The 22,970-nt window shown below is 41.5% G+C and carries 16 protein-coding genes; 2 read left to right on the top strand and 14 right to left on the bottom strand.

Going from position 1 to position 22,970, the window contains the following annotated elements; all coding sequences use genetic code 11:
• Window positions 1-10 precede the first annotated feature (10 nt).
• The 5 genes from HMAT_RS21340 to HMAT_RS21320 all read right to left on the bottom strand — a co-directional run bounded on the left by HMAT_RS21340 (window position 11) and on the right by HMAT_RS21320 (window position 3,547).
• Window positions 11-1,000: a beta-ketoacyl-ACP synthase III gene (locus HMAT_RS21340; protein WP_104384883.1), complete on the bottom strand. Its 990-nt coding sequence runs from the start codon at window positions 998-1,000 to the stop codon at window positions 11-13.
• Between the two features lie 6 nt (window positions 1,001-1,006).
• Complete coding sequence (gene plsX, locus HMAT_RS21335) at window positions 1,007-1,945, bottom strand: phosphate acyltransferase PlsX (RefSeq protein WP_104384882.1); 939 nt, start codon at window positions 1,943-1,945, stop codon at window positions 1,007-1,009.
• A gap of 106 nt (window positions 1,946-2,051) precedes the next feature.
• The gene (gene rpmF / locus HMAT_RS21330; protein WP_046672269.1) at window positions 2,052-2,243 is read right to left on the bottom strand and encodes a 50S ribosomal protein L32; all 192 of its coding nucleotides are present in this window, start codon (window positions 2,241-2,243) and stop codon (window positions 2,052-2,054) included.
• A gap of 14 nt (window positions 2,244-2,257) precedes the next feature.
• Entirely contained in the window at window positions 2,258-2,794 is a 537-nt protein-coding gene (locus tag HMAT_RS21325) for a DUF177 domain-containing protein (protein ID WP_104384881.1), read from the bottom strand.
• A 102-nt stretch (window positions 2,795-2,896) separates the two neighbouring features.
• A complete protein-coding gene (locus tag HMAT_RS21320; protein WP_104385119.1) occupies window positions 2,897-3,547 on the bottom strand; it encodes an epoxyqueuosine reductase QueH in 651 nt (216 codons plus the stop codon).
• A gap of 177 nt (window positions 3,548-3,724) precedes the next feature.
• On the opposite strand from HMAT_RS21320, the gene HMAT_RS21315 reads away from it, so the two are divergent.
• The gene (locus tag HMAT_RS21315) at window positions 3,725-4,873 is read left to right on the top strand and encodes a hypothetical protein (RefSeq protein ID WP_104384880.1); all 1,149 of its coding nucleotides are present in this window, start codon (window positions 3,725-3,727) and stop codon (window positions 4,871-4,873) included.
• A gap of 14 nt (window positions 4,874-4,887) precedes the next feature.
• On the opposite strand, the gene HMAT_RS21310 is transcribed toward HMAT_RS21315, so the two are convergent.
• The 5 genes from HMAT_RS21310 to HMAT_RS21290 form a co-directional block, all read right to left on the bottom strand.
• Window positions 4,888-5,739: a transglutaminase-like domain-containing protein gene (locus tag HMAT_RS21310; RefSeq protein ID WP_371412056.1), complete on the bottom strand. Its 852-nt coding sequence runs from the start codon at window positions 5,737-5,739 to the stop codon at window positions 4,888-4,890.
• A gap of 98 nt (window positions 5,740-5,837) precedes the next feature.
• A complete protein-coding gene (locus HMAT_RS21305; protein ID WP_077437800.1) occupies window positions 5,838-6,497 on the bottom strand; it encodes an ABC transporter ATP-binding protein in 660 nt (219 codons plus the stop codon).
• 99 nt (window positions 6,498-6,596) lie between these two features.
• Complete coding sequence (locus HMAT_RS21300; RefSeq protein ID WP_158656038.1) at window positions 6,597-8,999, bottom strand: FtsX-like permease family protein; 2,403 nt, start codon at window positions 8,997-8,999, stop codon at window positions 6,597-6,599.
• Between the two features lie 210 nt (window positions 9,000-9,209).
• Window positions 9,210-11,612 carry an ABC transporter permease gene (locus HMAT_RS21295; protein WP_233789484.1) on the bottom strand — a complete coding sequence of 801 codons (2,403 nt, stop codon included), beginning with the start codon at window positions 11,610-11,612 and terminating at the stop codon, window positions 9,210-9,212.
• 241 nt (window positions 11,613-11,853) lie between these two features.
• A complete protein-coding gene (locus HMAT_RS21290) occupies window positions 11,854-12,078 on the bottom strand; it encodes a helix-turn-helix transcriptional regulator (protein ID WP_104384877.1) in 225 nt (74 codons plus the stop codon).
• Between the two features lie 125 nt (window positions 12,079-12,203).
• Between HMAT_RS21290 and HMAT_RS21285 the strand changes: the two genes are divergently transcribed.
• Window positions 12,204-12,887 carry a hypothetical protein gene (locus HMAT_RS21285; protein ID WP_104384876.1) on the top strand — a complete coding sequence of 228 codons (684 nt, stop codon included), beginning with the start codon at window positions 12,204-12,206 and terminating at the stop codon, window positions 12,885-12,887.
• Window positions 12,888-13,030: 143 nt separating this feature from the next.
• Here HMAT_RS21285 and HMAT_RS21280 read toward each other — a convergent pair whose 3' ends face one another.
• From HMAT_RS21280 to HMAT_RS21265, 4 genes are all read right to left on the bottom strand, one after another.
• Window positions 13,031-15,427, bottom strand: coding sequence for an ABC transporter permease (locus HMAT_RS21280; protein WP_104384875.1), 2,397 nt, complete (start codon window positions 15,425-15,427; stop codon window positions 13,031-13,033).
• 27 nt (window positions 15,428-15,454) lie between these two features.
• Window positions 15,455-17,860 carry an ABC transporter permease gene (locus HMAT_RS21275; RefSeq protein ID WP_158656037.1) on the bottom strand — a complete coding sequence of 802 codons (2,406 nt, stop codon included), beginning with the start codon at window positions 17,858-17,860 and terminating at the stop codon, window positions 15,455-15,457.
• Between the two features lie 243 nt (window positions 17,861-18,103).
• Complete coding sequence (locus HMAT_RS21270) at window positions 18,104-20,488, bottom strand: ABC transporter permease (protein WP_104384873.1); 2,385 nt, start codon at window positions 20,486-20,488, stop codon at window positions 18,104-18,106.
• A gap of 49 nt (window positions 20,489-20,537) precedes the next feature.
• Window positions 20,538-22,943: an ABC transporter permease gene (locus HMAT_RS21265; protein ID WP_104385117.1), complete on the bottom strand. Its 2,406-nt coding sequence runs from the start codon at window positions 22,941-22,943 to the stop codon at window positions 20,538-20,540.
• Between the last annotated feature and the right edge of the window lie 27 nt (window positions 22,944-22,970).

The following is a 22,970-nucleotide window of genomic DNA, read 5'->3' as shown; positions in this document are numbered from 1 at the left end:
AAATGGACAATTAATACGCCCATTTTAAATAGATGGATCCCCAGGTGAAACCACCGCCGAAAGCGGCAAGGATCAGGTTGTCTCCTTTTTTCAATTGAGATTCCCATTCCCATAGGCATAGTGGGATTGTCCCACTGGTGGTATTACCGTATTTTTGGATGTTTACCATCACTTTTTCATCTGGAAGGCCGACACGTTCGGCTGTTGCATCGATGATACGTTTATTGGCCTGATGTGGTACCAACCAAGCGATATCTTCTGATTTCAAATTGTTTTTCTCCATCACTTCATGCGCTACGTCCGCCATATTGGTTACGGCAAATTTGAATACTGTACGGCCTTCTTGGTACGCATAATGTAATCCTGCGTCTACAGTAGCATGTGAAGCTGGATTTAATGAACCACCACCTTTAATATTGAGGTATTGGCCACCAGAACCATCTGTTTTCAAAATCGCATCCTGTATACCCAATCCTTCTTCATTTGGCTCCAATAACACACAGCCACAACCATCTCCAAACAGGATACAGGTATTACGGTCTTGATAATTGATGACCGATGACATTTTATCTGCACCGACAACAAGCACTTTTTTGTGTGTGCCTGCGGTGATAAACTGTGTTCCGGTATTTAGGCCGAACAAGAAGCCTGAACAAGCTGCCTGAAGATCGAATCCCCAAGCATTTGTCGCTCCGATTTTATCAGCTAGAATATTTGCTGTAGCAGGAAACAACATGTCTGGTGTACTGGTACAGAAGATAATTAAATCGATATCCGTCGCTTCTATTCCTCTCTTTTTCAATAAACCTTGAACGGCAGGTACAGCGAGATCTGATGTAGCAAGCCCTTCGCCCTTTAAGATGCGTCTTTCTTTGATTCCTGTTCGTGATACAATCCACTCGTCGTTGGTATCGACCATTGTTTCCAACTCTTTGTTGGTGAGGATGTAATCCGGAACGTAACCATTTACAGCCGTAATTGCGGCATGAATCTTTGACATAAATACTTAATTGAAAATAGATCTGATGCTGTCAATGAATTTAGACTCGATCATATCTCTTGAAAATAAAACCATATTTTTAATGGCCTCCGGTGTTGAAATACCATGACCAATAATGACAGGAGCATTGACTCCTAAGATTGGACTACCGCCGTACTGCTCGTAGTTGAATCGGTCGAAGAAATCATCTTTAAAACCTTTTTTTAGGGTCACTACATAAAATGATTCTGCAAGTTTTAAGACCACATTACCCGTAAATCCATCGCAGACGTATACGTCGGCATGGTCACTGAACAGGTCACGGCCTTCTGCATTTCCGATAAAGTTAATCTTGTCGTTGGCTTTAAGTAGGGGGTAGGTAGAGGTTGTCAGAATGTTTCCTTTTTCTTCTTCTTCTCCGATATTCAATAATCCGACTTTAGGATTGGATACATTGAATACATGCTCGGCAAAGAGGCTGCCCAACATTGCAAATTGATTCAGCATCTCCGGTTTACAGTCTGCATTTGCGCCGACATCCAGTAGGAGTCCGAATCCTGATTTCAATTTTGGAACAATTGATGCTATGGCTGGGCGCAATACGCCTGGAATAGCTTTCACGCTGAACATCGATCCCACGAGCATAGCTCCGGTGTTACCAGCGGATGCGAATGAGTCGATTTCTTTGTTTTTTAAATATTCAAATCCCTTCGCAATACTTGAGTTGGGTTTTTGAGTTATCGCTTTGGTTGGATGTTCACCCATTGCAATGACTTCTGGAGCTTCCACATATTCGAAGTCAGATGAATTTCCTCCGGCTTGATCGATTAATTGTTTAGTCTCTTCAGTTTTACCAAAAAGGACTATTTTTTGGTCTCCAGTAAGCTGTTTTTGTGCTTCAATCGCACCTGTTATCGTTGCTTTAGGAGCATAATCTCCTCCTAAAATATCTAAACCAATCTTCATCCGTTATTATTTAGTAAATCAATAATACGCAAAAAACATCCCAAAATAAAGCAAATTTCTAAAATATTGCTTGTTTGGGATGTTTTGGTGTTATGAAAGGTTTACCTTAGACAACAGCTGTATTTTCAATGATCAATTTACCGTTGTAGTACAAGTTTCCGTCTACAGTGTATGCACGGTGTGGTAAATGAACTGCGCCAGTTTCTTTACATACTGTCAAGCTAGGAGCTTCAGCTTTATAATGTGTTCTTCTTTTGTCTCTTCTTGATTTAGAAGTTTTACGTTTTGGATGTGCCATCTCGTATTTTTGTTTTAGTTATTTTTAATATTTCTCAATGCTTCCCAACGTGGGTCGATAATTTCTTCTTCTTTTTGCTCCTCTGCATCCGGCTCGCTTGTAAATAAAGCCAGCATTTCAGGATCGCATGCTATGCCTTCTCCCTGCTCCTCACATTTCACGATATAGGGAACAGCTAAATTGATGTATTCGTACAATAACTCAGCTATATCCAACTCATGGTCGCTTTTTGATAAGATCAACACTTCTTCAGTATTGTCTGTCCAATCTTCATCCGTGAATTTGACCAATATCCGTTCTTGAATTGAAATCGGTGACATAAACTCTTTCAAGCAGGTATCACAAGTCAATTGAATCTCGCCTTGGATATCAAAATGCAAAATCAGCAGGTTTTCCTGTTTTTGCAATTCAACTTCTGCTTTCAGATTGCCATCTTTTACAATCGAATGTTCGTAGCAGTCAAAGAACTTTTTATTTATGTCAAATTCAAAATTGTGCTTTCCAGCGTTGAGTCCCGAAAAGGGAATTCTGTATTGTTTTAGATGTTTCACAATCTTGCATTTGAGCCTGCAAAGGTATGTATAAAATCATTAGGATCGAAATATTTTTTTAAATATTCCAGTCGAATGCTTTATATATACGCATGGCACGACTTATTCATAATAATTTTTACCTAACTCTATCTTTTCGCGTCCATTTGCCATGCGCCATTTATTGGTGTCACGTAGTGAATACGCGCAGCCGCAATATTCCTGCATGTAGAACTTTTCTTTTTTCGAGACTTCAAGCATCCGTGCTGAACCACCTTTCTTGCGCCAGTTGAATGTCCAGTACTCCATACCTTCGTGACGGGAAGCTGCACGTAGGCCGCAGTCGTTGATCTGCTCCATGTTTTTCCAACGGGAAATTCCCAAAGAACTCGAGATCACATCGAAGCCATTGGCCGCCGCATATTCTGCTGTTTTCTCGAAACGCATATCAAAGCACATGGTGCAACGGATCCCCCGTTCAGGCTCCTGTTCCATGCCTTTAGCCAGGTCAAACCAATGGTCCACATCGTAATCCGCATCAATAAAAGGGATATTGTGTTTTTCGGCAAACCGGATATTTTCATCCTTACGCAGATCGTATTCCTTGCGTGGATGAATATTGGGATTGTAGAAATAAATCGTAAAATCGATATCTGAAGCAATCAATGCTTCCATGACTTCTCCGGAACAGGGTGCACAGCAGGAATGTAAAAGCAATTTCTTGCCTTCTCCCGGTAATGCCAACTTCTCCCGTACAAATTCCTTCTTTTCCATAATGTATATGATATCAAAAACAAAGGCAATTTTAATCAAAAAGTAGCGGAATGGCAAATATTTCCGTTTGAGTTGTCGTAATATATGTCCAAAAGAATTATATAAATTCATTGATATTCTGCATATATTAGTAGATTTGTATGTTTGACGCAATAAGCTATTTATAATAAAAAATATATGAAATTTTCATTTCAAACCTGTGTTATTGTATTATTCGCCAGTTTAATAGGCGTTGCTTCCTGTAAAAAATTAGATGATGAACCTGATCGTGGAGAGGCAACACTTATTTCAAGATTGTATATCTCCTTTAAGGATTATCAGCCGAATAATTCTTCGATTAAAAATCTCTTTATTGTGGATCCTGCTGATACCAATAACCTGGATAATATCTATCAGTATCTTTCTCCAGCCAAAGGTGGGGGACCGGTGATTTTTGATCCCAATGCGAAATCAATTTTTCAGGCGAGTGAAGGATCAGTTGCTCAGGATACCTTTATCCAGCGGATCGCACTAGACGATATTTACGGGATTCCGGGAAATGCAAGTGCTATTGGCTATACGGGCTTTACGAATGTCAGGGGACTGGCTTATTATACCTATGCGCAACAAAATGGTACATCGGGATCGGCGGTGACCAATTTTCTACTTGCAGTGACAGGACGTAATATGTTATATGCGGTAAGCCGTCCGGAAGGAAAAGGCGGATCAACGGGTGGTTCAAAGATTATCGATAAGCAGATCAGTCTGGGGAATATTGTTCCGACCTCAGTGACCCTGTTACAAAGTAACACGAGTGACCCCAATGAAAAATTGTTGTTGGTTGGATTTGATCAGGATGGTGCAAATAAGGGAAGCGGTTTTGCCGTTTATACAAGTCTTAAGCGGGAGTTGATCGACAGAGCGGCAGACACCATTGTGAATTCGAATACTTTCTCCCCGGCCGTTAAAGTCTATGTACAGGGAAAAACAGCCTTGGGAGCCGTGTCTTACGCACCAAATAAGGCGTTATTGGCTGTTACCGCGGGGGCAGAGGTGTTGTTCTTTAAAAACCCGAAGGAGCTGTTCAGTGGAAGTGGTGAAAAAACGATTGCCCCTGATTATGTGGTCGGTGGCACAAGTACGGGATTGAGCGCACCTTGGGGAGTAGCCATTGACGAGCGTACTGAAAATGGCAAATTCTTTTACGTCTCCGATTTGACTACGAAAAAGATCTCGCGTTTTAAATTAACGGATCAAGGGAATGCAACACCCGAGATGACAAAAAATTATGGGACACTGACTCCAAATTATATCTTTCTGGATGCCAGGGAAAGAACTAATTTCTAGTTTGTCAATATGTATCAGGCAAGTAATTCGAACAGTTCTTTGATCTCCTGTTGCTTGCCTACACTTTCATTCGCTTCATAGGCCGAGAGCAGATTTCGTAAGGCGCGCCTCATGATCGTCACATTGTCGCAAGGATAAGTAAACTCTCGGTCCGGACCTAAGTTTAACTGCTTCAGGAACGAATTCACATCGCTTTTTTGCATGATCTGCCCCCGGTTAAATGCATTGATGTAAAACAAAACATGTTCTTTCCCATGCTCATCGGTATCCATGTAAGCCAAGATAAAGTGCTTGGGTAAGTTGATCCCATAGATCGGGATATCCAGCTTTTGTGCAATAATGCTATAGATACAGGATAAGGTCAGAGGGTTTCCCTGTTTCGTGTCCAAAACCTGACCGATATAAGAGTTTTGCGGATGGTGATAGTCTTTTGTATTGCCCGATAAGCCAAAGGAGCCAAATAGCACGTGATTCAGCAGATTCACCTTCTCCAGGGGACTCATATCGTATTGCAGTCCGCGCCAGACCTCTGTTTTCAGATCTTCGATCTTCAACACGATTTTATGGTCTTCATAAGAAGGATACTGATAGTTATTGAGGATGATAAGTCCCTCCAGCAGATTGAAGGAATTGCTCAGATTCCAGATCTGTAGCTCATTTTTGGTCTGCTCAAACTGAATTTCATGGATAATGTTTTCCAACCGCCCCTGTACCCTTGGATCGAAGCTGGATTCCCAAAATTTCTCCAAATAAGGAACAATTTCAGGACCTTGGCTTTTCAATTGATGCTCCACTTCCTGAATAATCTGTTGATCGGTATCGTCCAACAGGAATATTAACGATTTCAGCTCTCTCTCATTCATCATAACGAAGTTAAAAAAATGAATTGAGAAATGGATACAAAAAAATCCCTACAGTAATTCATGTACCAAGTAGGGATTATTCAGGTTAAATTGGTAAACAATTATTTGAGCTGGCCATCCAGCATATTGACAATTCTTTTGCCGTACTCCGCATTTTTTTCGGAGTGGGTAACTTGTATGATCGTGACACCGTCATCATTCAATTGTTTGAAAAGCTCCATGATCTCTTCGCCTTGTTTGGAATTGAGGTTACCCGTAGGTTCATCTGCCAACAAGAGTTTCGGGGAGCCGGCCAATGCACGTGCGATGCCGACAATCTGTTGCTGTCCACCGGATAGCTGTGCGGGAAACAAATCTTTCTTTCCCACAATGCCAAAACGGTCAAGCATATCGGCAACAATGGCTTTTCGTTCCTTGCTGGAAATGTCTTTATAGATCAACGGTGTTTCTATATTTTCATATACCGTCAATTCATCCAATAAATGGTAAGCTTGAAATACGTATCCAATATGGGATTGGTAGAGTTGCGTCCGTTTTTTTGCTTTCATCTCCAATACATTTTCATCCATAAAAATATATTCACCTTCATCCGGTTCGTCGAGCATACCAATAATATTCAACAGGGTGGATTTGCCTGAACCCGAAGGGCCCATAATGGATATGAAATCACCTTCTGCTATATCTAAACTGACATCTTTGAGAACAAATGAGCGTGTACCACCTACGTTATACCACTTGAATAAATGTTTTAATTGTATCATTTTCTAGTATTGAGATTTTAGTATTGAGTATTGAGATTTTGGTTGTACAAGCCTGGGCTTACCTGGTATCTCTTTTTTATTTTGTCTTTTAATTTTTACTTATTCATCCCGCAAGCTATCTACCGGATTTGTTCTTGCAACTTTCAACGATTGGAAGCTAATGGAAATCAATATTAAGATAAATATGCAAAATATCGGGATCAAAAACGACCACCACTGTATATCGACATGATATGCAAAATTGGAAAGCCATTTGTCCATGAGTAAGTAAGCTAAGGGAAGGGCTATGCCGATACCGATCAGAAATAGTCTGAAAAAGGGTTTATTCAATTGGACAAATAGCAGTTGTGCTGAGGCACCGAGTACTTTTCGGATACTCATTTCTTTCTTGCGTAATGCGGCCTGATAAGCGGCCATGCTGAACAGGCCCAATGCAGCGATAATAACCGATAGGCTGGCGAAACTATTGAAAGCAACCTGTAGTTCCTGCTGTTTTTGGTGTTGTAAAGCATATTGTTGATCCATAAAGGAATAGTCTAGCGGTAAATCCTTGGCAGATGTATTTTTTGTCCATTCTTTTTTGACTGTCTCAATTGCCCGATCGACCATTCCGGGGGTTGTTTTCACCATAAGTGTCGTCTGAATTCGCATGCTCCCACATTCATTTTTAAAAGAATAGAGGGTAGGTTGAACGGCATTCTCAAAACCATAGGCCTTGATGTCTTTGACCAGGGCTACGATTTCGAAATTTGTGTCACAGCCACTGATTTTAGCGCCTATGGGATTTGATAGTCCCAGATTTTTAGCGGCAGATTCATTGATGACCGCATAGTTTGAAAGGGAGTCACGGAGCAACTGATCCATTGACAGATCACTATTTCCTTGTAGATTGGGGATATTTAATGTTTTGAAATAACCCGGATCGATACCGACATGCGCAAAGGAAATATTCTTTTGTGCATAGGAGAATTCCATATTGGGAGGTTGTTCCCCTTCTCCCGGGATATTTGTTGCGGAAGCCACCACCTCAATGCTCGGATCATTTTCTAATCGCCGTTTCAATTGGTGGAAAGAACCATCAATTTTGGAGTCGTAATACATGCCCACTCCTTTGAAATTGACCACTTGCGCTGGCTCAAACCCTTTATCTGTATGTTGCATGTATTGAAGCTGGGCCCTAATGACCAGCATACCTGAAATAAACAGAATCGCCATACTGATCTGAAAGGTTAGTAAAGCATTTCGGAATGTTCCTTTTTTAAGTATTGAGGATAATCCGCCTTTGAGCAGATTGACGGATTTGAAACCTGAAAGAACTATGGCAGGGTATATTGCGGAAAGGATTGTTGTTAATAGTACAGCGACACAGAGCTGGATAATGGTTTCGGAACTTGAAATATAACTTCTCAGATCATCATTGAACCATCTTTGTAATATGTTCCCGGTAAGTGCCAAGGTGATGAAACTCAATACTGCAGCGCTGCTGGTCAGTATAAACACTTCCAATAACAATTGCCTTACGATAGCCCAGCGCGAACTTCCCAATATCTTTTTGAGGGCAAGCTCTTTAAGACGTTGATCGGCTTGCGCCATGATCATATTGGCGAAATTGGCGGAGGCGAGCAGGAGGATCAACAGGGAAAGAATACCGATAATCCATGTCATGATATAGGCCGTGTTACTTCCGGTTTTTGGTCGCAGGTGCAGGTTGGCCAAGGGGTCTAAGTAGATCTTGCCTTTGGCATAACCGGAAGAGCGTATTTTATCTTTTGGTGCGATTTCCTTGTGATAAATAGTGTTGATCTGATCGGTCAACTTAGCGATATCTGTTCCCGGTCTGACCTGAATAAAAGTCTGGTATAAAAAGGGATTATTTTCAGCAAAGAGATCCTGTGGTTCACGGATAAAAAGAAGGTCGTAATCAATCATCGAAAGACCTTGCTTTTTGATGGTGCCGTAAATCATATCACGCATACCCAGATCAAGGCTCATAGACGGGATGGAATGGGGGCTGTCAAATGTTAAATCCTCCTTTTTGAAAAGCTGTTCGGCAATAGGACTTTTGACTATGGTCGCATCCTTTTGATCTTTGTTTTTGTAGAGCGGTCCGTTGGCATTTTCTATCTGAAAGATCCGGGCAGTAGAAGAATCAATTAATGCCGCGTTTTTGATAAGCACCGTCTTCTCCCCAAATAACGGATAGCTACCATAGTTGTAGACCATTTTTCTACCGGCATAGACAATATCCGGTAAATGCTGTTTTAGCAACGGAGCCAGGGAAGGCGAGGTTTCGTCCGTAAAAGCACCTTCGGCTTCCAGACCAACCTGATAGATTTCCTTATAGTTTGGATTCCATTTATCAAAGCTTGTTTCCCGATTGATGTATTGATAGGAAAGAATAAAACCGGTAAAACCAAGCGTCAGTCCGATAATGTTCAAGAACGTGAACCCCTTATTTTTTAAGAGTTTACGCCAAGCCAGTTTGAAATCATTTTGTGCCATGCTATAAAAAATACAATCCCCTTGCCAGTGTTTTAATGCTTTTATTATGAGTTTGTTAGGGAGTTTTTGTTTGTTTTTGTTGTTCGATTTCGGACAGTTTTCGTTCGCAATCGAACATTCATCCCCCTTAGCCGTTGGTTCATTGCCCACCACGCAACAGGTGAGGCAATGACCAAGGCAACAAACACCAATTTTTAAGATCTTCTGATTTTATTCATCCCTCAGACTATCGACCGGATTGGTTCGGATAGCCTTCCATGTTTGATAACTAATGGTACCTAAGGCGATGAGGACAGCCCCCATACCCGCCAGAATAAAGTACATCCAGTTGATATCTATTTTATAGTTGAAGTCTCTGAGCCATTGGTTCATTGCCCACCACGCAACAGGTGAGGCAATGACCAAGGCAACAAACACCAATTTTATAAAGTCTCCGGACAGCAGTTTCAGCAATCTGAGGGTACTGGCACCAAGCACCTTCCGCACACCGATTTCTTTTGTCCGCTGTTGTGTCACATAGGTGACCAGTCCAAATAGACCAAGTGCAGCCACAAAAATGGCGACGATTGCAAAACAGCTGAATATATTTTTCGTCCGCTCCACATCTTGATAAAGGGAAGCAAAACCCTCATCCAAAAAGCTGTAATTGATTTTTTGATTAGGTGAAAATTTATTCCATACCGTGTTAATTCCGTTCAGGGTCTCCTGTAGGTTTTCGGGCTTAACTTTAATCGAGAGGAGTGAAGGATAACCCCGCAGTACCATACATAGACCAGCGTACCCCTTACCTTTCAGCGACTCAAAAATAAAATTGTCCACGACACCAACTACTGTCCAGATATTACCATTGGTTATTTTTGCTCCGATCGGATTTTTTAATCCCAGGTCATCCGCCAATTTCTGGTTGATGATTGCAGCGGTACTGTCCGTGGCCATTTTGGGATCGAAATTTCTGCCCTTGGTCAATTGTAATCCGAACGTAGCCAGATAATCCTGGTCAATCTCCCAAAACTGCCCCTGTGTCGCCATATCGATCTCTCGTCTACCTTCATTCCAAAAAGGATTACCATTTCTTTTGGCACCATCAATGGGGACAGGGAGGAAATCACCGAGGGAAACTGAGCTGACATTTGGAATGGATTTTAATTCATTCTTAAGACTAGGGATCTGATTTCCCAATGTACCAACGCCACGCAGGACGATCACCTGTCCTTTTTTGAAACCCAGGTCTTTTTCCAGGATATAGCGTATCTGTTGATTGGTCACCAGGGCGCTTACAATGAGGATGATGGAAGTTGCAAACTGAAAAATGACAAGACCATTTCTGAATAATGATGATTTGGCTCCCGCGGTCTTATTTTTCAATGCAGCAATCGGTTTAAATCGGGATAGATATACGGCTGGGTAGATTCCGGCCAAGCTACCGATGAAAATTATCGCCAGCAATAAAGACGGGAAAAAGTATGGGGATGTCCAGGGAATGGTCAAGGACTTATTGGCGAGATTGTTGAATATGGGCAACAAAAACCAACTCAGCAATAGTCCCACGAAAAGAGATAATACACTATAACAAATCGCTTCGAGCAAGAATTGTGCGATCAATAATGACCTTGTCGAACCAATTGTTTTCCGGATACCGATTTCTTTGGCCCGTGTAGCGGCATTGGCCGTAGACAGGTTGATAAAGTTGATACAGGCAATCAGCAGAATAAATAACGCTACTGTGGCAAATGTCCAGACCATGCGGATATCACCTCGATTCAGTGTACTGACTTTATCATCATCAATATCCGTAGACTTTAAATGGATATCAAGTGCATTTTGTAAGTTGATTTTTGCCTGCTCGAATAAAGGATTGAGCTTACGGCCTGATTTTTTGTATTCAGGCAGATAGTGCTCTTTATAGTTTTTTAAGATCTCTTTTTCTGTTTGTTCAATGTTGACCTGTGGTTTTAATTTAACGTAGACCGTGTAATTATTGCTGAGCCATTGGTTTTGTTCGCCAGGGTAAAAAGGTTCCCCAGCAAGAGAGATAAAGAAGCTATAATCGGCCAGGGTAGAATTTTGAGGCATGTCTTCGATTACGCCGGTAATGGTATATAGTCTGGACTTGTTATTGTTCAGATAGATGGTCTGTCCGATAGGATCAGTTTTGAAATATTTTTCCGCTTTACTTTTCGTAATGACCAATGTGTTGGGTCGATCCAATGCGTGCGCAAGTCTTCCTGAAACCATAGGTGTCGGAAACATGTCCAGAATAGATTGATCAATATACACAAAGCCATCATCGTAAAAGCTTTGCGGGTTATCGTTCAGGGAGAGCTGGTTGCTGCCCGCACCAAATAAAGGATTGGGAAGTATTCGGCCTGTTTGTTCTATGGAAGGAATTTCAGCTTTAAGCGTTGGGGCCACGGGTGCTGAAAGTGACACCCAACGTTGTATTTTACCTTCAATCGGAAGCTGAACCACCAGACGATAAATTCGATCCATCGCTGGATAAAATTTGTTGTAACTCGTCTCTTGCTTGATGTAAAGTACGATAAGAATACATATTGCGATACCAAAAGCAAATCCTCCGATCTTTATAAAAGAATAGAGTTTATTTTTTGCCATGTTCCGCCAAGCGATTTTAAGGCTATTTCCTATCATAACAATACATTTTTAAGATCTTATTGATCTGTAATCGACCGATCAATGAAGACCTTAAACTGAAGTCAATTGTATTGCCATTTTGTTAAGTTTCTGATTTTTAACATTTTGATTTAGTTAATGAATTTTATGCCTGTACGATATCGAACAGTTTTTCGTCCAATACCGCACAGATCATCTTGTTAAAGGTTTCCGGGAACGTATTTTATTCCTCAATCTCTTTCAGTTCGAGATGTGCGCAGAGTTCGAGCATCATTTTGGCCGGATCTGTATCGATGGCCAGGGCAATCAAGTACATTTCATCTAAACGTAATTTAGCTGTTTCGGTCATGGTTAATTCATTGATCCTAGCTTTACTTAATCCTGTTTTGCGGGCAATCTGGGATTTATTCACAGATTTCTTCGCTAAAAATTCACCTAATTTTGTCATCCTTTTATTTTAATAATCTGTCCTTTTGTATAGATAAATATATATAATGTTATTTTTATTTATACAAATGTTTTTGTTTTTGAGATATTTTCTATTCTTTTGTATTGAAAATCTATATAGATATTATGGATAATAAATTTAAACCCAGCACGAGAGTGTATAAAAGGAAATGTCAAGAGATAGAAATATTGATATTTTACCGGATGATATTGCACCGTATCTCGCGGCATTTGTCGCCTGAGGAAGTTTCTTTTTTGATGGGTAAGCCATTGGATTTTATGACTAAAATTGAGACATTCAGGATTAAGCAAATTTTTATGCACGATGTATTTGTCATGAATGATGTATTAGCGATAAATAATCTAGATACTATGGTGCATATGGGGGTTAATATATCGTCAGCGGAAAAAAGATACGAATTGCATATGACAAAACTGGCTGACCGAATTATTTATGAACTATATCAAGTTGATGAAGAGCAAGATCAGCGAGTAACCGAATTTAAATTAATAGACATTCGTCATGATATTGATCCTTATGAAAGTTCTACAGCGAATGAAGTGGAAAAGATAGCGGTTTTTTTGGAAGAGACAATTGATGCTGGATATTTTAACGAGGAAAAACAACCTGACGAGGTGCATAAGTTATGTTGCAAGAAACTGGAGAGATATGTACGACCTAAAAATCTGATGAAGGTGCTAGATGATCTGCTCAGTCTGTCTGACGAACGCAAAATTGTTCGGAAAGAATTTCCATATGCATTTGTCTATGTTTTAGCTGCTCAGCCAGAATCGACTGAAAAGAAATAAGCAATTTTTAACTGTTCACAGCAAACAGCTAAAAATTGCTTCAAAGATTCTAAGCCGTAGGTACACCAATTATAAACTTTCATTCCCAATCGGTTAATAATAAATGCACTTTTGACTTCTAACAACCTACGGCTTATTTTTTCTTATTCATCCCGTAAACTATTGACAGGATTGATACGGGCTGTCTGGAAGATCCGGACGGCGATAATCGCTAAAGTTATCAGACCGATAAACATTCCGGTGAAAACAAATAGAGCGATCGGAACATCAATATGGTAGTAGAAGTTTTCCAGCCACTTGTGCGTAAACCACCATGCTATTGGGAAAGAAATTAGAATAGCGATCAGCAGAAGTATGATAAAGGATCTGGAAATCATATAGGTGATCGTATTGACCGAAGCACCAAGCACTTTCCGGATACCAATCTCTTTCACCCGCCGCTCTAGCGTATAGATGGCAATAGCTACGATCCCTAAGATAGCAATCAGCATGCTGGAACCCGTAAAGAGTGCCAGTTGCTGGTACTGTTTTCTCTCTTTGTTATATTGATGCTGTACCTGATCTTCCTGCCAGTTGATCTGTGCGATCCGGTTAGGGAAAAATTTGTTCCAGGTACTGTTTACCAAGGCTAAAGCTTCCTTTTTCTTGCCTTCTTCTACGCGGATAAGCATGCAGCCGCCTTCCCATTCCTTTTGTGCCTTAATCGCAAAAGGGCCGATCGGAAACTTTAAACTTGCTCCGTTAAACTCTTTAAATACGCCCACCGGTGTATTTTTTAGAGGCTCGTTGCTCCTATTGAGTTTTAAAGATAGCCGCTGGGCGGTGCCTTCGGAAATGAGCATGTTTGTAAAGACCGGTTGTCCATTGTGTACAGAATCCGTAAATGGTCTGTCCATTGCATAGTCCGCACTCAAAGGCCGGCCGTCAAGAAGCTTTATGCCCATTGTTTTGATGTAATCATAGTCCGCATAAACAAATACAACAGCGAGATCTTCGTTCGGATTATCGGGGTCTTTTACTGTTTTAAAATCCACACTCCCACTAAAGGGAGTCCAACCTGTGAGGCTGACCGATGAGATGTATGAATTTTTTAATAGCTCCTGTTTGAAAGCCTGATCCTTTCCTTCCCAGGAGGTATAGTTGATGGCCAAAAGATTTTTAGGTTCGTAGCCAAGATCTTTGCTGTACAGGTAATTCAATTGCGCCCGCATGGACATCATACAGATCGCTACGACAATGGCAATGGCAAACTGGATAACAACCAGTACTTTGGTAAATGCCATATTGAGCGGAAGTCTGAAGAAAGAAAGCTGCCTCCGAAGTTCCAATGATGGCTGCGTTTTTGATAGAGACAATGCCGTAGGTAAGCTGCACAGCCAGCCCAGAAGGATCCAGATGGATAATAATCCAACAAACATCAATAAGGAATGCTGGTAGCTCATCGTCAATGGATGTTCTAAATAATGTTCAAATGCCGGGCTGATAAGCACATAACCAAAAAATGCAACCAGAAAAGAGCCGGCAAAGAGTATGGTACTCTCCAGGCCCATTTGCATAATCAGATTCTTTCGGCTTGCACCCAATACTTTGCGGATTCCTATCTGCTGTGCGCGTTTTAAGGCATGGGCAAAGCTCAGGTTGATGTAATTGATACTGACCAATACAAGGATCAAGAGCGCTATTCCAGCCAGCAGATAAATATCCTGCATCGGATTCTCCCATCCTGTAATACTTTGTAAATGTATGTCTTTGATGGGCTCAATGATAAGATTGTGTCCTTTCGCCCAGTCATTCAGTTTCTGTGCATTGTACCATTTGTTTATTTTAGTTGAAAAGCTGTTAATGTCAGTTGTGCTTTTGAGCAATAGAAGCTGTGTTTGCAATGAACCAGTCTCTGCCGGATTGAATTCATTGACCTTAGGCATCAGCACGAGGGCTTCTGTCTGAAAGGAAGAATTATAGGGCATATCCTCAATAATGGCATTGACATAATAAGCTTCGGGCTCCCCTTCTTGTGGTTTATTGTAGAATGTGCTGCCGAGCACGTCTTTTCCGCCGAAGTGTTTTTGTACAGCGGAGGCTGTCAATGTGATATTTTTTGCTCCGGCAATGACTTGTTTCGGATTTCCAGCGATTATTTTTGCGTCAAAAAGATTGAAAAAACCACTGTCAATTTCCAGCGTATTGATTTCGGCTAGTTGCTTCGAGCGCTTGTTTATGGTTAATTTTGGTGAAAATGAATTGATTGAAGTATAACCAAGTACTTCCGGAAAATTAGCTTTTAATGTGGCCGAGATACCTTCGGGAGCTCCTGAAATATTGTTTGTGATACCTTCCTTTGTTTCTTTGGGCACTATTCGCATTCGGTAAAGCTCATTGGATCTGCTCCATTGTCTGTCGTAGGAAAGCTCATCAACGACAAGTGAACTGATCAACATAAATACGAACAAAGCAATGGTTAACCCAACGAGGTTTGATAGCGAATAGATCCGATTGTGTGTCAATGTCCGCCAGGCGGTTTTAAGATGGTTCTTTATCATACTGTTTATATGGATTGGTTTATGATATTATTCATCCCTTAATTTTTCGACCGGATTAAACCGGGTGGCCCGAAATACAATGAAGCCCACCAGTAGACCAAGTACGCTCAGTAGTATGCCCAGTGGCAACAGGTAGGTAAATGCATTGATTTCTATCCGGATGATATAGTTCTGTAGCCAATGTTGCATCAGCATATAGCTAGATGGGACTGTAACCAAAACCGCTAACAGAAATATGCCATAGTATTCCTTCGAAAATAACAGCATCAAATGTGCTAATGAGGCACCCAGTACTTTGCGGATACCTACTTCCTTGTTACGGAGATGGATCGATAGGGAGATCAGACCGGTCAACCCCAATACAACGATCAAAAGTGAAACAGCACTCGCAATCTGCGCTGCCCGATGCAGTTGCAGTTCCGTTTCATATAAACCTTTGATGCGGTCATCCATAAATTGATACTTAAATGGTGCATCAGGCATTAATTCTTTCCATTTCTTTTCCAGTCCTTGTACCGCGCTGGACATTTTGCCCGGTTCTAAACGGATACTCAGGTATCGGTATTGGAAACTCTCATGGATATCTGTCCAGACAATAGCCGGAGATGCCCGATGAAGAGAATTCGCGACAAAGTTGTCGGTGACGCCCACAATGGTCATCTTATCTTTTGGATCGTTTAGTGCGATCTGTTGACCGATCGCATTTTGGGCGTTACTGAAACCAAAATCTTCCATGGCTTTTTTGTTGATGACAACGGGTCGATTTGTGGTACCGGTCACCGCATTTTTCGGTAAAAAAGTACCCGCCAACAGGGGGATTTCATAAGTTTCCAGAAAGTAACCGTCACTGTTAATCCGTTGTACCTGGATATCAGTATCGTTATTATTGCCAAATGCAGGCTGCATATTGAAGCCTAATAGCCCGGGTGTCTCATAGGAAAGGCTCACGGACTTGACCGCTGATTCTTGCAGCAGCTCATGCCGGATGGTCTCCATTTTCCGGATACCATTTTCGGACCAGTCCCTTGGTGCCTGTACCGTCAATAAATAATCCTTGTTGTATCCTAAATTGCTGTTTATAAATAGATTGACCTGTTTGGAGATAATCAGGGTACAGACCAGGAGGAGCAGCGCAACGGCGAACTGAAAGAATAAGAGCACTTTTCGAACCAATTGCTTGTCGCCCAATGCGGAGAACTGATTTTTGACCGAGGGAAGTATCTTGATATTGGACAGTTTAATTGCCGGATATAGTCCCGCCAGCATACCGACCACTACGGTTAACAGACCTAATAAACCAAAAAAATATCCCGGCAGGTTGATCAGAGAGGGCAGCTCGCGCATCAGTACATGTGCAAATAGGGGGCGTACTACGCTATAGATGGGTAGACTGATCAATGCTGCAATAGCTACGATGAGGATATATTCTGTCAGCAATTGCCTTACCAATTGTAATCTGGAAGAACCCATAATCTTGCGCACACCGATTTCCTTCAATCGTGTAATATGCTGTGCAATACTAAAATTGATAAAGTTGATGATGGCCATGACCAGGATAAAAATGGCTATCCAGATTAACGTCTGAATCATCTTGCGGACAGCGCCTTGATTATCATCTAGATAATAGCTTTTCAACGGTTTTAGGTCGGGGCTGTATTGGCTGGCGAATTCCTGATCGGTGTTTTTATGCACCAGCGTTTGAATCGCCGCATCCAATTGTTGTGTCGTCACCCCGACTTTCAATTCGAGGTAACCTGCAATGTAAGGATTATTCCAGTTATCCACGGATCTGCCGAAGTATTGTTCGTTGGCAATGGGTAGGAAGATATCGGAATGCATATCCTTTGTCAGATCCATGATCGCATTTTGTAGAGCAGTTTTTATAACGGCAGTAATTTCAAAATCATGTTTTTCGCCTTTGAAATTTTTAATCTGCAGGGTTTTTCCCAGAACATCGACGTTTCCAAAATATTTTAAGGCGGCCTGTTCAGTGATCACCACAGAAAAGGGATTGTTCAGTGCTGTCTTCGGATTGCCTGCTAAAAGCTCAAAACCAAACATGGTCAAAAGGCTAGGATCACCGAGAGCCATCCCTTCTTCATGGATCGTTGCACCATTGGCGATAATACCTGTCAATCCATCAATACGATAATAGCTGGCCACCAAATCTGGATATTCTTCATATAGGGCTTTGGGTAGTGCTCCGATCGTGGTCAAATTGATTCCAAATCCTTCTTTCTTATACTTGCTCTGTAATAAAAATTGCTGATCTATGTTTTTGATCTTGCTATTTACCTGTTGAACATCCCATACATAGGCTCCCACCAGTAGTAAAAAGGTAATGCCAAGAGTCAATCCAACTAGGTTGATCAGGTTTTGAATTTTTTTCTTTAGAATATTCCGCCAGGCAATCTTGAAGTTTGTAAAAGTCATTGTCACTCGTATAAGGTTTATTTTCATCACTGCATACGGAACGGATGCAGACTTTGATTTTTGTTAATTTGTGTACGATAATACAAATCCTTAGCCAAGTGTGTAGGTTGTTGATTGTTAGTTTATTAAAATTGGTTTCGGCGACTGGACTGTCCGAAATCGGACAGTCATTGTACACCCGCGAACACCTTGATCTCGCCGATTTCCCGAACGAATAGTAAATAAGCAGACAGCCTCCTCTTCCTATTCGTCTCTTAAACTATCAACAGGATTGGCTGTGGCAGCCTTTATAGATTGTAGGGATACCACGGCAATCGTTAACATAAGTCCAACACAGAAAGCGGATGCAAAGATCCACCAGCCCATACTGATCCGAAAAGGGAAATTGTCCAGCCAGCGGTTCATAAGATAATACGCAAGTGGTGTAGCAAGTAAAAAAGCAATTGTTATCCATTTAAAGAAATCTTGTGACAACAATACAATAATACCTGTTACCGAAGAACCTAACACCTTCCGGATTCCGATTTCTTTTGTTCGTTTTAGGATATTGATGGAGAGCAATCCTAGAAAACCGAGTATACTGATGCTTATCGCGACGATAGCAGCGATCCAGATCAGTTTTTCCAGTAATGCTTCTTTCTTGTAGAGCTGAGCAATCTGCTGCTCATAGAATTTATATTGGAACACTTCATCGGGATACCAGTTTTTCCATTGTTGTTCCAGATCTTTCACGAGCAGCTGATGATCGGTACCTTTTAGTTTAATCGCTACATTTTTTAACCGTGTTTCATTATACCCAATTACAGTAGGGGAGATGGGTTCGTTCAGCGAATTGGTGCTAAAGTCTGCAACAACGCCTACTATTGTTCCCGCTTGTTCTTCATTCAGCCCACCGGCGTTTAAAGACTTGCCGATAATAGCATTGGGATCTTTAAAGCCTAATGCGGTAGCCATATTCTGATTGATCAGAAATTCTGGCTTCTGCGTATTGTCATTGAAATTTCTTCCTGCCAATAATTTGATGTTGAATGTGCTGATGTAAGCAGAATCACCAATAGCGTATCGGGCGGGCCATTTTTCCCATTCCGTTCTGTTATCAAACTGGATGGTTCCGCCCCATACCTTTTCAGATGAAGGTGGATTATCGCTAAAAGTATAGGATTGAATATCGGTTCTATTACTGATAAAATGAGCGATTTTCGCTTTTGATTGGATCATTTTTTTTGTGAACGGAAGTAAGATAACCTGCTCCCTGCTGAATCCTATATCGGTGTTTTTGAGGTGATTTACCTGTAAGACAATCACAAAAGTAGCGATCAGCAGCATCATGGCGATCACATTCTGAAAAACAATAAGCGTTTTACGACTAAAACTCCAGGGGCCTATGGTCAGCTTTTTCAGTGCCTGCTGGATGTTCATCCGGTTGACAAAAATGAGGGGATAGACGGAAGTCAATAGGCTCGTTAAAATCCAGATGACACCAATGATCGCTATAAATGACAGGGGATGGACAATCTGTATGGGTTCATTAGGAAAAAGAGCCTGATTTGCCCAATTGGAAAAGATCAGCAATAAAACTAAGGCGAAGATGATAGCAGCAGCGGTCAGGATCAGGGTTTCGATCAGAAACTGAATGTAGAGTTGTCTTTTGGAACAGCCCAGTACCTTTCTCACGCCCATTTCTACACTGCGGTTCATTTGTCTGGCAAAGGTGATGTTGCTGTAATTGACCAATGCCATGATACTGACTCCGATGGCAATTGCGACCAGAATATTCAGCAGTGTACGTTGTGTTCCCTTTCCGTAATCTGTGTCAAAATGGTAACTTGTTAAGGGCAGGAGTTTATAACTGAATGTCTGTAGTACATCTTTGTGCCAGTACTTGGCAACCAGCGCATGTATGGCCTGCTCGACGGTATTTTTATCGGCGGCGTTTTTTAAGGTGACAAGGATATTATTGCTTGAGTTGGAGTAGCCCCAATTATTAAAGAACCCGTCGTTTTGAGGGATTTGCCATAAAGTAGAAGCAGAACTTTGCGAAAAATAGATTTCTGAACGGAAATCTGAATTTTTGTTACGGTCATCTATGATACCCACAACTTTCACTGGGAATTTGCTATCGACCAGGATCGTTTTACCTAAAGGATTATCGTTATTAAAATAAGTTTTGGCAATTGTTTTGGTCAACGCGACGGTGTTAGGCTGATCCAGATCTTTTGGGGATCCCTCCAGCCAAGGGAAATTTAAGGTGCTGAAATATTCTGATGAAACAAACGCTGCTTTACCCTCTGTCTTATACAATTGATCCGCTACCCGTAGCGTCAGGTCTTTATTATCCATATACAACGCTGTTCGTTCCACTTGTGGAATTTCACGTGAAATAGCGTTGTACATGGCATAGGATCCCCCTTTGCTATGTTCGACCTGCTCTAGTTTGAGATCCTGTACGACTAGAAAGGTGCGATCTTTATCGATATGAAACTGATCAAAACTATACTGGAAGCTATTATAGCTATAGATAAATAAGCTACATGCAACTGCCAAACCTAGACCGGCAATTGTTAAAAAGGTATAGTAGCTATGTTTCAATAGTTGACGTAGCGCTGATCTGAAATATGTTTTAATCATAATTTTATTGTGTTGCGTTTACAATATCATCGTTTTGTCGTATTGGAGATTATTCCTCCCGCAGGCTATCAACCGGATTTGCTAGAGCGGCCTTGATGGCTTGCGAACTAACGGTCAGCAAGGCGATCAGTATGGCGAGTAGCCCTGCAACGGCAAACATCCACCATTGTATTTCAATGCGGTAAGCAAAATTTTCCAGCCATTTGTACATCGCCCACCAGGCTATCGGTGAAGAAATCACGATAGCGATAAGGACAAGTTTTATAAATTCTGCCGAAAGCATCCCTGTAATACCGGGGACAGAGGCGCCGATGACCTTATGTATACCTATTTCTTTCCGGCGCTGGTTTGCCGTAAAAATAGCTAATCCAAATAAACCCAGACAAGCGACAAAAATCGTCAGTCCGGCGAATATGCTCAACAATATTCCTGTTTTGACTTCGGCCTGATAGGTTTGGGCATAGCGCTCATCGAGGAAAGAATAGTTGAATGGGATATCGGAAGGGAAAGCGTCGTATTCAGCTTTCAACTTTTGAATCAGCGCCTCGGTATCTTTTGTCTCTGTTTTGACAATCAGACTTCCAGCTTGGTCGCCCAGTACCATGACCAAGGGCGAGATGGGTTCATGTAGCGATTTAAAATGGAAATCTTTGACAACACCCACGACACGATAGGTTTTATTATCCTTATTGGTCAATGTACGGCCAAGGCTTTTTCCTTTCCAACCCAGATCTTTTGCGGCGGTTTCATTTACAATAATGGATAAGGTATCGTTACCAAAAGCTTTCGAAAAATTTCGTCCCTCATGAAGCTGCATGCCCATTGCAGCAATGTATTCCTCGTCTACATCATAACGTAGTGTCTTGACCCATTTTTCCGTATTTCCGTCCGGATAGACAAAGAAGTTATTGTTGTTGGTTTCTCCAGCGGGTAGGTAAGATGAGCGGGAGATATGCTTGATACGGCTGTCTTCAGATAACTGCTTGACATACGTTTTTTCGTTTTCGCCCAATGGCCAACTCTGGATCACAATGACATTTTCTTTTTCATAGCCTAATTTGATGTTCCGCATATAATCGAGTTGTCGGACGACAACTACGGTACAGAAAATGAGTCCCACGGAAATAATAAACTGGAAGACCACAAGGCTGCTCCTGAGATTGAACCGTTTTGTAGATCGCAACAAACGTCCTTTTAATACGGTCAAAGGGTTGAATGCCGCTAGATATAAAGCAGAATAAGTACTCGAAAATAGACCGACCAATAAGCCGAATGCGAGTAGGAGGGGGATTATTTTGGCAAAATTGAGCTGATGGATGGCTATAGATTTACCTGATAACTGATTAAATAGGGGAAGGGCAAGTAAAACAATGCCGACTGCCAGAAACAATGCCAGATAGGTCAGCAGAATGCCTTCGGAGAGGAACTGACGGATCAGGCTTTGCTTGTCAGCGCCTAGCACTTTCCGTACACCTACTTCGCGACTTCTCTGGAAACCACTCGCCGTTGATAGGTTCATAAAATTGATCGTCGCGATCAATAGCATAAACAGGGCTATAGCGCTAAAAATATAAATGTATCGGATATCACCCGATGGACTTAGATCGTAGCCAAAATTGGAGTGTAGATGAATATCGGTCAGGGGCTGTAAATAGAGACCTATTGTATTGCCTGATTTTTTGTAATCCTCGTAGCTCATTCCGAATCCTGCCATAAACTGGGCGCCAACATGTTTGTCAAATAATGTCGCTAAGTTTTTCTCTAGACTTTTTAATGAGGTATTTTCTGCGAGCAGCGCATACGTATAATACTCGGATGTCATCCAGGAGTTTGAACGGGAGTCTTCCAGTGCCGTCATTGAGGTAAAAATATCAAAATGGAAGTGCGAGTTTCTGGGAATATCCTTCATTACCCCAGTAATTTTTAGGATATTTTGATCACCTTTTATGGCGAGATCCCGACCTAGAACATCTGTCGTTCCAAAATATTTACGTGCCATGGATTCAGATATTACTGCGGTGTAAGGCATCTTCACTGCGGTATTAGCATCACCTTTGATAAACGGTAAGGTAAATATTTTAAAGAAAGCGGCATCCACATAGGCCATCTGTTCATCACGAAAAACTTTATCACCAACCGTAAATAAGGGTGCTCCAGCTTGTCTCAAACGTGCTGTTTCCTGTACTTCGGCTAATTCAGCTTTCATTGTGGCTGCCACAGGCGGCATGACATGTGCCTCATTCATCGTTCCCCCTTGTACCGTACCCCGAAAGACGACACGTACAATTCGATCCGCATTTGTATTGAACCGATCAAAACTGAACTCATCAGCGACATATAGGCTTATCAGTAAGCAGATCGCAATCCCCAAGGCTAACCCGGTGATATTAATGATCGAGGTGGAAGAATTTCTTCTTAGATTCCGCCACGCAATTTTTAGATTGTTCTTTATCATAATGGGATCGTATTGGTTGTTCATATT

This window comes from Sphingobacterium sp. HMA12 (assembly GCF_002933815.1).
Taxonomy (GTDB): Bacteria; Bacteroidota; Bacteroidia; order Sphingobacteriales; family Sphingobacteriaceae; genus Sphingobacterium.
Note: the sequence above shows the minus strand (reverse complement) of the source record. Positions and strands in the feature narration are given on the sequence as shown.

Excerpts from the sequence above, each read along its gene's own strand:
- HMAT_RS21265 (WP_104385117.1), bottom strand. The coding sequence starts at position 22,943 with ATGATAAAGAACAATCTAAAAATTGCGTGGCGGAATCTAAGAAGAAAT.
- HMAT_RS21275 (WP_158656037.1), bottom strand. The coding sequence starts at position 17,860 with ATGACTTTTACAAACTTCAAGATTGCCTGGCGGAATATTCTAAAGAAA.
- HMAT_RS21285 (WP_104384876.1), top strand. The coding sequence starts at position 12,204 with ATGGATAATAAATTTAAACCCAGCACGAGAGTGTATAAAAGGAAATGT.
- HMAT_RS21320 (WP_104385119.1), bottom strand. The coding sequence starts at position 3,547 with ATGGAAAAGAAGGAATTTGTACGGGAGAAGTTGGCATTACCGGGAGAA.
- rpmF (WP_046672269.1), bottom strand. The coding sequence starts at position 2,243 with ATGGCACATCCAAAACGTAAAACTTCTAAATCAAGAAGAGACAAAAGA.
- HMAT_RS21315 (WP_104384880.1), top strand. The coding sequence starts at position 3,725 with ATGAAATTTTCATTTCAAACCTGTGTTATTGTATTATTCGCCAGTTTA.
- HMAT_RS21295 (WP_233789484.1), bottom strand. The coding sequence starts at position 11,612 with ATGGCAAAAAATAAACTCTATTCTTTTATAAAGATCGGAGGATTTGCT.
- HMAT_RS21280 (WP_104384875.1), bottom strand. The coding sequence starts at position 15,427 with ATGATAAAGAACCATCTTAAAACCGCCTGGCGGACATTGACACACAAT.
- HMAT_RS21310 (WP_371412056.1), bottom strand. The coding sequence starts at position 5,739 with ATGATGAATGAGAGAGAGCTGAAATCGTTAATATTCCTGTTGGACGAT.
- HMAT_RS21270 (WP_104384873.1), bottom strand. The coding sequence starts at position 20,488 with ATGATTAAAACATATTTCAGATCAGCGCTACGTCAACTATTGAAACAT.
- HMAT_RS21300 (WP_158656038.1), bottom strand. The coding sequence starts at position 8,999 with ATGGCACAAAATGATTTCAAACTGGCTTGGCGTAAACTCTTAAAAAAT.
- HMAT_RS21290 (WP_104384877.1), bottom strand. The coding sequence starts at position 12,078 with ATGACAAAATTAGGTGAATTTTTAGCGAAGAAATCTGTGAATAAATCC.
- HMAT_RS21305 (WP_077437800.1), bottom strand. The coding sequence starts at position 6,497 with ATGATACAATTAAAACATTTATTCAAGTGGTATAACGTAGGTGGTACA.
- HMAT_RS21340 (WP_104384883.1), bottom strand. The coding sequence starts at position 1,000 with ATGTCAAAGATTCATGCCGCAATTACGGCTGTAAATGGTTACGTTCCG.
- plsX (WP_104384882.1), bottom strand. The coding sequence starts at position 1,945 with ATGAAGATTGGTTTAGATATTTTAGGAGGAGATTATGCTCCTAAAGCA.